This window comes from Candidatus Moraniibacteriota bacterium (genome assembly GCA_016699385.1).
In the GTDB taxonomy this organism is placed as follows: domain Bacteria; phylum Patescibacteriota; class Minisyncoccia; order Moranbacterales; family UBA1568.
Window position 1 is genome coordinate 823,073 of the sequence record CP064974.1, and the last position, 11,764, is coordinate 834,836.

Annotated in this window: 13 protein-coding genes; 3 read left to right on the top strand and 10 right to left on the bottom strand. The window is 46.5% G+C overall.

The features are described 5' to 3' along the window. Positions 1 to 38: 38 nt before the first annotated feature. From IPJ67_04035 to IPJ67_04045, 3 genes are read left to right on the top strand one after another with little or no spacing between them, the layout of a single operon-like run. Entirely contained in the window at positions 39 to 368 is a 330-nt protein-coding gene (locus tag IPJ67_04035) for a hypothetical protein (protein ID QQR77284.1), read from the top strand. Further along, positions 365 to 769, top strand: a complete 405-nt coding sequence (locus tag IPJ67_04040; GenBank protein ID QQR77285.1) for a hypothetical protein — start codon at positions 365 to 367, stop codon at positions 767 to 769. Before IPJ67_04035 ends, IPJ67_04040 begins: the two co-directional genes overlap by 4 nt. Next, on the top strand, positions 705 to 1,334 hold the full coding sequence (locus IPJ67_04045) for a hypothetical protein (protein ID QQR77286.1): 630 nt from the start codon (positions 705 to 707) through the stop codon (positions 1,332 to 1,334). Before IPJ67_04040 ends, IPJ67_04045 begins: the two co-directional genes overlap by 65 nt. Before the next feature lie 358 nt (positions 1,335 to 1,692). Here the strand turns inward: IPJ67_04045 and IPJ67_04050 are convergent, their stop codons facing one another. From IPJ67_04050 to IPJ67_04095, 10 genes are all read right to left on the bottom strand, one after another. Beyond that, positions 1,693 to 2,091, bottom strand: a complete 399-nt coding sequence (locus tag IPJ67_04050) for a hypothetical protein (GenBank protein ID QQR77287.1) — start codon at positions 2,089 to 2,091, stop codon at positions 1,693 to 1,695. Between the two features lie 35 nt (positions 2,092 to 2,126). Continuing rightward, a complete protein-coding gene (gene trpS / locus IPJ67_04055) occupies positions 2,127 to 3,116 on the bottom strand; it encodes a tryptophan--tRNA ligase (protein ID QQR77288.1) in 990 nt (329 codons plus the stop codon). A gap of 78 nt (positions 3,117 to 3,194) precedes the next feature. After that, positions 3,195 to 4,469 (bottom strand): carboxypeptidase regulatory-like domain-containing protein, encoded by a 1,275-nt coding sequence (locus IPJ67_04060; protein ID QQR77289.1) that lies wholly within the window; start codon positions 4,467 to 4,469, stop codon positions 3,195 to 3,197. A 39-nt stretch (positions 4,470 to 4,508) separates the two neighbouring features. Then, positions 4,509 to 6,134 carry a hypothetical protein gene (locus tag IPJ67_04065; GenBank protein ID QQR77290.1) on the bottom strand — a complete coding sequence of 542 codons (1,626 nt, stop codon included), beginning with the start codon at positions 6,132 to 6,134 and terminating at the stop codon, positions 4,509 to 4,511. Further along, positions 6,131 to 7,759, bottom strand: coding sequence for a hypothetical protein (locus IPJ67_04070; protein ID QQR77291.1), 1,629 nt, complete (start codon positions 7,757 to 7,759; stop codon positions 6,131 to 6,133). Before IPJ67_04070 ends, IPJ67_04065 begins: the two co-directional genes overlap by 4 nt. After that, complete coding sequence (locus IPJ67_04075) at positions 7,725 to 8,912, bottom strand: glycosyltransferase (GenBank protein ID QQR77292.1); 1,188 nt, start codon at positions 8,910 to 8,912, stop codon at positions 7,725 to 7,727. The genes IPJ67_04070 and IPJ67_04075 overlap by 35 nt, the downstream gene beginning before the upstream one ends. 4 nt (positions 8,913 to 8,916) lie before the next feature. After that, positions 8,917 to 9,534: a methyltransferase domain-containing protein gene (locus IPJ67_04080; GenBank protein ID QQR77293.1), complete on the bottom strand. Its 618-nt coding sequence runs from the start codon at positions 9,532 to 9,534 to the stop codon at positions 8,917 to 8,919. A 98-nt stretch (positions 9,535 to 9,632) separates the two neighbouring features. Then, a complete protein-coding gene (locus tag IPJ67_04085) occupies positions 9,633 to 10,400 on the bottom strand; it encodes an SDR family oxidoreductase (GenBank protein ID QQR77294.1) in 768 nt (255 codons plus the stop codon). Positions 10,401 to 10,415: 15 nt separating this feature from the next. Further along, the gene (locus IPJ67_04090; protein QQR77295.1) at positions 10,416 to 10,925 is read right to left on the bottom strand and encodes a methyltransferase domain-containing protein; all 510 of its coding nucleotides are present in this window, start codon (positions 10,923 to 10,925) and stop codon (positions 10,416 to 10,418) included. 16 nt (positions 10,926 to 10,941) lie between these two features. Continuing rightward, on the bottom strand, positions 10,942 to 11,757 hold the full coding sequence (locus IPJ67_04095; protein QQR77296.1) for a polysaccharide deacetylase family protein: 816 nt from the start codon (positions 11,755 to 11,757) through the stop codon (positions 10,942 to 10,944). Positions 11,758 to 11,764 lie beyond the last annotated feature (7 nt).

Below are 11,764 nucleotides of genomic sequence, written 5' to 3' on the forward strand. Positions count from 1 at the left end.
CGATTATCTTCACAGCGCTCTCGAAAAAATACTTCTACATGAGAATGCTGATCGTGAAATATGTTTTGGAGAATGAAAGTGTACCAATCAATCCATTCATGTCATTCGACTACTATCTTGCAGATACCGTTGAGAGAAACATAATCCGAAACGCCAACAATAATCTCGTAGCACTCGCAGACGAACTCTGGGTATTCGGATCAATAAGTAACGGCGTCATGGCAGAAATACGACAAGTTCAGAACATGAAAAAACCCATTCGTTTTTTCACCATAGAAAACGATCAAGATATTACAGAAATTTCAAGAGACAGGCTCGTTTTCGAAGACGGTATGGAAGCATTTAAAAAAGAGCTGAAGGATCTATGATTCAAAAAGTCCTCCTTGCTTCCCCACGCGGGTTTTGCGCTGGTGTCGCGCGCGCGGTGAAGACGGTCGAGGATACGCTCGATATTTTCGGGGCACCCGTCTATATCAAGCACGAAATCGTCCACAACAAAACAGTGGTCAAGAATCTCGAAGATCGCGGTGCAATTACCGTCGATAGCGCCGAATCGATACCAGAACACTCCGTAGTCGTCTTCTCCGCACATGGTTCTCCGCCCGAAGACTACGAAATCGCACACGCAAAAAATTGCACCGTGATTGACGCGACATGCCCCCTCGTCAACAAGGTTCATCTCGAAATGCACCGCTTCTTGAAAGATGGTTTCTCTGTCATCTATATCGGCCACAAGGGTCACCCCCGAAGGAATCGGTGTCACTGGTGAATCGCTTCACGCGTACCACAAAGTCGTCCCCATTATCGAAAATGTCACCGACATCAAGTTGCTCAATTTTAGAAAGGACGAAAAAATAGCATACCTCACGCAGACAACACTGAGCGTCACGGAGACGGAAGATATCATTCGCGCACTCACAGAAAAATATCCAAACATCACAGCGCCGCCCGGAAAGGATATCTGCTACGCAACCACCAATCGACAATCCGCCGTTCGCGCACTCGCAAAAGTTTCCGATATCGTGCTCATCGTCGGCTCGAAAAATTCGTCCAACTCCACCCGCCTCGCTGAAACCGCACGCGCCGAGAATATCCCCGCCTACCTCATAGACAGTGCAAATGACATTGATTCCACATGGCTCGAAGGTATCGCAACGATTGGCGTAAGCGCCGGCGCGAGCGCTCCTGAATCAAGGGTCCAGGAAATCGCCCGGTATTTCGAAAATTTCGGTGCAATCACTGAGGAATTTACGACTATACATGAAACTACTCGATTCGCAGAACCGCTAGAACTCACAGCAATCAAGAAAAGGCATCGTTCCGAAAAATTATGAAGGAAACCTGAAAGAAAAAAGTAATAATCCTAAAAATTGGAGGAATACCATCACACAAAAAAACAAAAAATACTCCCTATTCTTTCGAAGAAATAGGTCAAATTTTGATAGGAATGTCAATATTTACATTGCGCTATTTTTCCTCTACACTGGAATTGGATGGCCTTCAGAACAGAGGTTCGACAAATTGAATCCCCCTTGGTTTCCAGGGAAAAAGAGCGATTTTTTTTCCGACAATATCATACTCTGGGATTCAGACGTTCCTCTCGCATTGAGGGCTTTTCCCTTTCCACAAACAATCTATCAAAAACCGCTCCAAAGCGGTTTTTTCTTTCTCAAGATTCATCGAGATAAATCTCTATTCCACACCGCTTTCATATTCCACTTGTGTCTGAGAAATTTCCACAATGCGATGTGGTTTTTTGATAGCAAAGTAACGAATCGGTTTGCCAAGTGATTCGGCAACACAGATCTCCTTGGCAACTCCTTCCGACACCGGACCAAAAATCCACAGCTCATTGGAACGTGCCACAAGCACATTATTCGCCTCGATCATAAATTTCCGGTCTACGGTGTCGAGAAGGAAATAGTCATAGAGAGTGAAGACGGTGAGTGGTATCCGCTTCGCCTCCAAAATATATCGCGTAATAAACATCCGATAGCAGAACGATCGCTTCGACATTGCTGCAAATACCACCGGAATATCCGCCCGAAATCGCGGCTTCATGCGCTTCTTTTGTTTTTCCATTACAACCATAGTCTTCCTCTCGTATCAGGAAATTCAGTAGGAAACTACCCCCGCACAAAACCAACTCTTTCTTTCACCTCGAACATTTTCCGACCGGCAACCTCACGTGCCTTCTCGGCGCCATCGCGAAGGATTCGAAGCGCATCCTCATCGGAAATCGCATGGAGCTTCTCTTGGAAATCCGCAAGAAAAAGAGCAACCACTTCAGCGAGATCTCGCTTGAAATCCGCATAGCCCTTCCCAACATATCGCGCCACCACCTCTTCGGTCGGGAGATTCCCAAGGAGCGAATAAATATTGATGAGATTTTTGAGCGCGGGCTTCTCCTCAGAATAAAGAATTTCTGCCCCCGAATCCGTCACTGCTTTCATGATTTTTTTCTTTGCCATGTCCGGTTCGTCATTTAGCGCAATATAATTATATTCCGAACTCGCTGACTTCGACATCTTCTTTGCCGGATTGTCGAGTCCCATGATAAGCGCCCCTTCTTTGGAAAGTTTCCCCTGCGGAACGACAAAGGTTTTGCCAAATTGCTTATTAAATCGATCCGCGAGATCTCGTGCAAGCTCCACATGCTGCATCTGATCTTTCCCTACTGGCACTGCCACCGTATCGTACAACAAAATATCTGCTGCCATGAGAACCGGGTACGTAAAGAGTCCAACGCTCGATCCAGTCGACTCACCTTTTTGTGATTTATCTTTGTACTGCGTCATCCGTTCAAGTTCTCCCATACGCGCAATTGTATTGAGAATCCATCCGAGTTCCGAGTGTTCTCGCACATGCGACTGGACAAAAAGCGTTGACTGCTTCGGGTCGATACCGGCAGCAAGATAAATCTTTGCTATCTCAAGTGTGCGCTTGCGGAGCTCTTTGGGATCCTGTGGCACGGTAATTGCGTGAAGGTCGACAACGCAAAAAATTGCATCATGCGTTTCTTGCAATTCGATCCACTGCTTGATTGCCCCCAAATAATTCCCAATATGCAAATTCCCCGACGGCTGAATGCCCGAGAAGATTCGTTGTTTGTCCATAACTTCCATACATTAAAAAGACGCTTTCAGCATACTGTCTCTGCAACAAATGAGCAAATGAGAGCACGTGAATTATTATCACATTCCCCGATAATTCCGTATCCATTTCTCAAAGCGAAACCACAGTGTCTCTTTCTCTCGTGGCAAAACAAAAGCCATCTGTGTTGCCTCGCCAGCAGCATTTTGTGAGAGAAAGTTCTGAGCACTCACAGAAAGCTGGGTCGATTTCCCATCAACAGCCGGTACACGGAGTTCGAAATACCCCTCACTATTCGTCTTCGTCGAAAAGTCCGCGCCCGCCGAAACACTCGCACCAACAATCGGAGCACCAAGCTCATCTCGGACAACGCCATAGAATACTCGCGGTGCAAAAAATTCAGCAAGTGTCGCAACTGCCGCGCGCGGAACACCCTTCTCACTCCAGAGCGCCGTCGAACTCCCTGTCTGCGTCCAGTAATTCATACCAAAAACCCGAGGAACACGCGTAAAACGAAGCATCACTTCCCGAAGCCACGCCGACTGCTCTTCATCCGTCATGTCTCCATTTATATCTGGAATCGGCGCACCAAACTCTCCCAAAAGAAGCTGTCCACCACTTCTCGAAATAAAGTCTTGCGCATCCGTTGCAAGAACCTCAGGAGTCTTCACATAGTGATCAACCGTCACCATACCGCCAAGTATTGCTGTTGTATCCTTGTCCATGACGAGTCGAGCGATATCGCCATTCATGGAAAAAAGATTCGAAGAGATATTTTTTCCGAGCTTTTCAAAACTTGCTTGCGTCGCCGCATATTCATCAACGAGAAACTTCCGATATCCCTCGATATCACCATTCAATCGCGGGTCACCCGGACCGCCATTCTCACATTCGGGGCATGCAGAAAAAGCATCGCCATCTTGGAAGAGCTCGGGATGTCGACGAATAAACGCCTGCGTCTTCGAAATATGCTCTGCGCGAGATATTCCTTGGTATCCAAACCAGCCTTCCCATCCCGAGAAATTCCCACGAAACCACACGCCGAGATGATACTTCCGCGCCGCGAGAACCCATCGTTTGAGGTATGGAACAAATTCCTCATCATAGGGCGTCGCAATCGCTACATGCGTCGCGCCAACCTCAGCAATATCGCGCACCTCTCGGTCGATAACCATATCATAGGAACCATCATGAAGCTTCTCTCGCGCCAAATCTCGCGAGTGCTTCATAGTGTCAACTGACTGAAATGTCCACCATCTTGCCTCCGGCTTTGGATAGATTGTCACCACAGGTTCACTCGACGCAAAGAAAGCGAGTGCGAAAAATCCCGCCACAATCAGAAAGAGAAGAAGAAAGAGAAGAAAGAGTCGCTTCATGTACTCACCATACCATGATGCCGGAGAAGAAAGAAAGCGCTAACGAGAGTCTTCGTTCGCAATAACGCCCGAAAGATACTCCGGCTTCAATTCATACACATCGGCAAAAGGATAGTGATCAACCAATCGGTACCCTTCCAAGAATCCAACATTATCTTTGAGAAGTCGCCAGGTCGAATCACTGTCTGAATTACTGCGCATCACAATCCACCGTACCCAATTGTCCGGATCTTTGATAGCGCTTTCATAATACGGACCCGTACCTTCGTGAATAAATCGCCCCATGGGAAGTCCTGAGGAAAAAATAACCGAGTCATGAGAAGCAGCGGAAATGAGAATATATCCCTTCTGTGATCCGGCATTATCATGAAGCCAATTCGCCACCTCCGTCACATTTTTCTGACTCGCCCCCGTGCGTCCATCATCAATAGTCACAGCATCTTGACTCGAGAATTGGAAAAAAAGCACAAAGAGCAATGTCCCAATTAGTACTGGACGGATAACTCCTCCCCGATGCACAAGATATCCCACAAAAATTGCAATCGACGGCATCATGAGAATGCCATAACGAACATTGAACCAGGTATTCCCGGAGAGCCCCTGAATGAAAAGTACCGAATGTCCCAAATAGAGAGCGAGAATATTAAAGAGAAGAGGAGCAAAAAGGGCAAGCGAGGCAAATCGAGCACGCGACGATATATGCCGATCAAAGAAAAGCATACCAGCGCCAATCGCACCAAGAAAAAGTATGAAGGTATTTGTATTATACGCAAGCGCATAGAAATACATTTTTGCTGAGAGAAACCAATCTCCCTTCGTAAGAAGCACTCCGGCCGCCGCCAAGTCGTCTTGCTGCGCATGCGCGGAATAGGGACCAAAGGCGAAGTACAGCGGATCACCGAAGATGAGCAAATTCCACAAAAGCCACAAGAAAACCCCGAATCCGGCAAGTGTCGCAAAGAGCACAAATGTCCCCTCAGCCTTTCGGTACCCGCCAGACTTCCACGCAGAGACAAACAGCATGACAGACACGAAGAAGAAGAGAAACCACCCGTCATATCGAATAAGTGTCGAGAGCATGATAAACAGCGCCGAGAGAAGGAGAAATGGAAGCCTGCTCCGCGTATACCACAAGAGGAGAAAATATGATGCCGCCATCGTGGTCCCAAGAAGCGCAAGCTCCGTCATAGCTGTCGACTGAAGATAGAGAATATTCAGATTCGTCGCAAAGACAATGACCCCCACATACCGCCCCAGGAGCCCAATGCCCATCTCGCGCAAGAAAAGAAAGAGCATCACGCCTATCGCAATATAGGAAATCATCGACCAGATTGCACCAGCAAGTCCCGAGTGCCACATGAAGTCATCCCAAATCGTGAGCGCCATGAGGAGATGCGTGAGTGGCAACCACACGCTTCCCAACTGGGCAAAGCCTGGACGAAGCCCCTCCACAACACGACGCCCGATATCAAGATGCGAGCGCGCATCATTGTAGGCAAGTCCCAAACCATTGGAGTAGTAATGCGCAAATGCCCACACCGAAACCGCCGAGAGAATACTCACCACAAGCGCCGTCCCGTGTCTATCGAAGAACACTCGAAACGATTCCAGTCGTTCCCGAGACAAAGAGAAAAGAAGAAATGTTTTGTTCAGAAGATATTTCATAAGCGCTTTTTCTCAAGAAGACTCTCTCGCACAATGCCAACAAAGAATATTCCCGCCCCAAAAAGAAGCACCGAAACAATTCCCCAATAATACTGATCGGCGCTCATATGTCGGTTTGCCCATACCTGATAGACAAATGACTTCGATCCATTCTCATGCAAATAATCCCAATTTCGTTCGGCAGTATATTTCTCTACCTTTCCCGAAAGCGCTTCAATCGCGAGCACTTCGTGTTGCGGAGGATTAGCGCTCGACGTAATCGCCCCAAGCGCATTCACAGAAATTGAATACGCAAGAAACGCAAAGAACAGTCCAAGAAAGAAGAAATTTTTCCGCCACTCCGTGAGCGCAATACCAACACCAATGCCGAGAATCGCATAACTCGGAATGAGATAACGCGATCCAAATGCCCACCCACCCCACGGATCCCCCCACATCGAATACAGCAAGAGATTCACCGCCACCGTCGCCACAAAAACATTTGCCACTCCATATTCCCCTTTCTTTCGAGCCAAAGAAACAAGACCAAAAATACCAAAGAGTATAACCGGCGCATAGAATATCACACCGCGGTCGGGACTCACCAAATGTGAGGAGAAACCCCGCAAGAGATCGCGCGTTTGGAAAAATCCGACAGCCGACTTTGCCTCACCATCATCCACGCTATCAATCGATATATCCGTCAAATCCCGAGACATAGCTTGCCCATCAGAAGAGATCGTCGTCACTGCCGGCAATGTACCCGAGAGCTTTGTCGGTCCCCCATTCACCGTCGCGTTGTACCACAAGAATCCCGCCATCGGCACAGCGAGCACAAGGAGCGTCGGGATAAGGATCGGCCGGACAACAAAGTTTAGCTTCTCACCAGCAGATACGGACACAATACGAGAAAAAGCAAATATTCCAAGCGGCGCGAGCAGAAAAAAATTCGGATTGTCTACACTCACAGAGAGCGCTATGCAAAACCATATACCCGCAAGCGACCACCACCCATTCGACCGAAGAAGCAAGAAAAGCGAAATCAAGAAAAGAAACACGGACACATGATGCTGATAGAGCGTCGTCCCATAAGCAAATGCCGGCGTCCCAAAGAGGAAAGCAATCGCCCCCAAAGACGCCGCCGAGGGGCGCGCACCCAAGCGAATGGCAATCGAACGCACGAGGAGCGCATTCAATAGAGCGAATACCGCAATAACCGAAAACGCGCCCACCTGCGAAGCACCGAGCCACCTCCCTGCAATATACCCAGGGGCCACCAAGAGTGATACTGTCGGCGCAAAGAGCGAAGCATATCGTCCATCGGACGTGAGTCCCAAGTCCGGCGTCACAAAGCGCGCAACTGGAAGAGAAAAGAAAAACGAATGATCCTCCATAACCGAGTAAAGCAATGCAAATCGCCCCCGCTCAGGAGAAAGCTCAAGCGGTCCCTCTTGCTTCCACTGATTAGTATTCAAAACATCCGCCGTCGGATTCCCCGGCAGACCTCGCAAGGAAATTGCGAGTACAAATACAAGAAAGATGCCAAATACCAACACTCCGCCGAAATGACGAGTGAAATAAAATCGGGACACCTTTTCTAACTTCACCCGACTAGACCGAGCGAACACGAGAAATTTTTTCTTCATACCATGTTTCCATTTTTTGAGCGACACTCTCCCAAGAATTATCCCGTCCATGCTTTTCGTTGTATTCTCGTATATTCCGTATCTCATCAGCATTTTTGTTCTGCAAAACGAAAGTTATCTTCTCCCCCAAGGAGACACTGTCTTTCGTCGGCAAAACAAATCCATTAATTCCATTACGAATAAGGAGGGGGAGCGCCGTGTTATCAGCCACAATACACACGAGCCCCTGACTCAGTCCCTCGTGCACCACATTACAGAAGCTCTCCCAAATCGCCATATGCACCATCATCTCAGCATGTTTTATACAATAATATTTGTCGTATCCTCGTATCACTCCAGCAAAAATGACGCGCCCCGAAACACCAAGTTCTGCAGAGAGAGACTCGAGCTTCTTCCGATAGGCAACATCCGCTTCCGGTCCAACAATAACAAACTTCACATCAGAAGGGATGTTTGGCAACGCGCGAATAACCGTCTCATAATTCTTAATCCCGTAAACTCGTCCCACCTGGATAATATACCGCCCCCATGACTGAACGGTTTGCTTCATAGTATCGCTCACCTCCATATCCACATCGCCAAATGCCTCATCCTCAAGACCATTTGAGATAACAGAAATAATCTCACGCCTAATACCACACTTGATCATCTCTTGTCGCTCCCATTCAGATACCGCGCGAACACCGTCAACAGATCTATTAATAAGCCAAGCACCAATAGTATAGTGATATGTCCGCTTCAAGAGCACTTGCCATCTCGGGAATACTGACCATTCCGGATTGAACCCTCCATGCGGCGTAAGCAAAAGCGCATATCGCTTTCTTCCTAACAGCTTTCGAATCAACGTGTACAGCATAATAAAAAAATGCGGCACAACATTGAAATTATGCAAACAAACTGCATCTGTCTGCGCCCATCTAATACGCGGGAAATATCCTGCAAATGTGAAAGGGTACCGTTGAATAGTCATCCCGCGATGAATCTCCCGATTAGGCAGAACATGTTTCTCTGTGAGAGTATCATTTGAAGCGTGCATCGTAACACTCCAATCATTCTTTACAAAAACACTGTACGTTTCTACCGTATTCACCTCTATTCCAGCAGCAACCGGATAGCAATATTTCTCTACAACATCGACATGTTTCGATCGCATAGGATTATTTAACAGCTTTTATTCCAACGATAAGCGGAAAAGTCTCGTCCTGTAATGCAAGCTCCTCAGAATTCATATCCTCAGCTGCCATGCCCATCCAGAATGCCTCAGTAACTATTTTATTTCCAAGAGCAGAAACTTCGATTCTATTTGCATCAAAAAACTTTTCGAAAACATATCGAGCCGACCGTGGCGTAAATCGCCACAGATTAATGGCAAGGTTCCACGCAGGACTCACCGTTGGCATTGTTACAAGCAATGTCCCGCCTGGCTTCAAAATCCTGCGACATTCACTTATAGCAGACTGGTAGTCATCTATGACATTGAAGGTCTGAGTCACAATAAGGCAATCATATTCATTGTCAGCAATATGACCAGAAAGATTCCTAAGATCTCCACAAATATTTGCCTTTGCCGTTGGAAATATATCAATGACATCGCTTGTGGTTACTCGCGATCCACCAAATCTGACAGTATACGAATTATCTACAACCTCGAGACACTTTCCATAAATCGCCTGTTTGTTCTTCTCAAGAAACTGTTCTATAAACAGTCGATCAACGGGCTTCCCGCGATCAAATCCGTACCGCGTGCTGATAGGCTTCCGTGATCGTGCACGCATATACGATGCCCGACTCCTAAATGCCCGCATTATATGAGCTCGAATCACATTCAGCACCTTCATAACACCATCCATCCAATATGGAAATCTCATGAAACTCATATGTTTTGCTTCTTTGATTTAAGAACGACGCTCTCAAAATCTATATCTTCGTATCGGATCATCATACAAACTATTTCAGCAACCTGATACGGCGAAAGAAATTGTTTCGAATTCAAGGAGGCAAACGTATTCACTGTTCCCGGCATCAGACACGACACACGAATACCATACGATTTCAACTCACGATTCAGCGCAAAGGAGAACCCTTCGAGTGCATACTTCGTCATCGCATACACTGTTTTACTTGGACCAACATTCGTGTTGTGACTTATTTTCGATCCAATCGTAATAATAAATCCAGAAGCAGCATTTTTCATAAGAGGTATTACCCCTTTTGAAAAAAGGAATGCTCCGCGTATATTTGTCGCAACCATACGATCAAAATCTTCAGCAGAAATTTCCTCGAGTGGTTTTTCTACCATGTTTATCCCTGCATTGTTAACAAGCACATCTACTTTCCCAAATTTCTTCCGCGCAGATAGTACAATCGACCGCACAGTTTGTTCGTCAGAAACATCACCTTCTGCAAAAACAAATCGCTTTGACTCCACATGAGGGAATGCTTCTTCGAGGGAACGCAATCGACGTGAAACAGCAACTACACTCCCACCCTCAGCATAAATCATCTCCGCAATCGCCTTACCAATCCCGCGTCCCGCACCCGTCACAATGACAACCTGATCGCAAAGATTCCGTCCAGAAGGTATTCTGACCTTTGGGTAGAGAAATTGCCTACTAATAAATTGTTTGAGAAACGTGATCATATGTGCTCTAGAGTCTTATTCTTTTTTTACACTAACACCGATAACAACCGGGAAAAAAGGGTCAACATACTCAAGCTCTTCCTGCCGAAGCTGCACGGCAGGAAAACCCTCCAGAAGCATTCGCCCAGAAAAAACATTCCCAAAACTCGCTATTTGGACATTCGTAGAACCGAAATGTTTCTCAAAAATGTACTGCGCGGAAGCAACTGTAAAGCCCCAGAGATGTTCTTCTTGATGCAGTTTTGGTGCAATCGACGAAAGCGTACAAAGAAGCATCCCTCCCCGAGTCAAAATACGCTTTGCCTCTTCAAGAAGCTGCTCATACTCATACACCCGGTTCAACAACATTTCTAGCACAACACAGTCAACAGACGCATCAGTATACGCTTTCATAGTAGAGCGCGCTTCAATACGAAGCGCCGATTCAGAAAATTCCCCGATATTTTTCTCAAGGAAAATCCTTGAATAATACGAATCTACCGCTTCTTCTTCACCGCGCACGGTTACACTTTGTTTATGCTTCATAATATTTTACGATACGTCATAAAAATCTTCCGATAATCTTCTTTGCTATTTTTCTGAAAAGAATTGCCGCATCAGTATGAATCGCAAAAAATTCGTAGTGCGAATGGGTCCGATCAACGCCAACTCTCGGAACAACAAACGGGTCAGTTTCCGGAGAAAGAAACCCATCATCCATAGAAAGAGCGAGATCATATCCTGCCTCACCAATCAATCGACGCGCTACCTTTGTATACCGCCCTCTTGGATAGGCAAAGTACCGAACAGGAAAACCAAATCTCTCCTCAAGAACCCTTTTTGCCCCAGCCGTTTCCTGCTGTATTTGCGCTTCCGACATTTCCCAGAAATCCCCATGTGTTGCACTATGACAACCAATTTCCCATCCCGACACATAAAGCTCTTGGATTTCCGAGGTCGAAAGAAACTCCCGACTCGTCCCCAATTCTCCGCCATCAACATGTTCCGCATCAGAAAGCACGAAAAGTGTTGGAGAAATACCCTTCTCAAGAAGGAAGTCTTTCACCTCAAGAATATCCCGGTATCCATCGTCAAACGTGATAACAAATGAAGGCTGTTCAATCGAACGAAGACCTCGCAAGAACTTCCACGCCTCAGATAATGTTAGTGGACGATATTGTGTAAGAAGAGATTCAATCTGTTTTCGAAACACATCTAAATCAATACTAAATCGCCAGTTATCGCGTGCGATACTGTGATACGAAAATATAACAACCTTGTGAGCTCGACGAGGAAGAAAAAAATCAACACATCGAAGGCACGCGTATACCAATCGACGCACGAGACAAAGCACATTATTGATACGAGAGGAAATCATACTATAA

Bases quoted from the DNA above. Each gene is read 5' to 3' on its own strand.
- IPJ67_04035 (QQR77284.1), top strand. From the start codon at position 39: ATGAGAATGCTGATCGTGAAATATGTTTTGGAGAATGAAAGTGTACCA.
- IPJ67_04040 (QQR77285.1), top strand. From the start codon at position 365: ATGATTCAAAAAGTCCTCCTTGCTTCCCCACGCGGGTTTTGCGCTGGT.
- IPJ67_04045 (QQR77286.1), top strand. From the start codon at position 705: ATGGTTTCTCTGTCATCTATATCGGCCACAAGGGTCACCCCCGAAGGA.
- IPJ67_04050 (QQR77287.1), bottom strand. From the start codon at position 2,091: ATGGTTGTAATGGAAAAACAAAAGAAGCGCATGAAGCCGCGATTTCGG.
- trpS (QQR77288.1), bottom strand. From the start codon at position 3,116: ATGGACAAACAACGAATCTTCTCGGGCATTCAGCCGTCGGGGAATTTG.
- IPJ67_04060 (QQR77289.1), bottom strand. From the start codon at position 4,469: ATGAAGCGACTCTTTCTTCTCTTTCTTCTTCTCTTTCTGATTGTGGCG.
- IPJ67_04065 (QQR77290.1), bottom strand. From the start codon at position 6,134: ATGAAATATCTTCTGAACAAAACATTTCTTCTTTTCTCTTTGTCTCGG.
- IPJ67_04070 (QQR77291.1), bottom strand. From the start codon at position 7,759: ATGAAGAAAAAATTTCTCGTGTTCGCTCGGTCTAGTCGGGTGAAGTTA.
- IPJ67_04075 (QQR77292.1), bottom strand. From the start codon at position 8,912: ATGCGATCGAAACATGTCGATGTTGTAGAGAAATATTGCTATCCGGTT.
- IPJ67_04080 (QQR77293.1), bottom strand. From the start codon at position 9,534: ATGCGTGCACGATCACGGAAGCCTATCAGCACGCGGTACGGATTTGAT.
- IPJ67_04085 (QQR77294.1), bottom strand. From the start codon at position 10,400: ATGATCACGTTTCTCAAACAATTTATTAGTAGGCAATTTCTCTACCCA.
- IPJ67_04090 (QQR77295.1), bottom strand. From the start codon at position 10,925: ATGAAGCATAAACAAAGTGTAACCGTGCGCGGTGAAGAAGAAGCGGTA.
- IPJ67_04095 (QQR77296.1), bottom strand. From the start codon at position 11,757: ATGATTTCCTCTCGTATCAATAATGTGCTTTGTCTCGTGCGTCGATTG.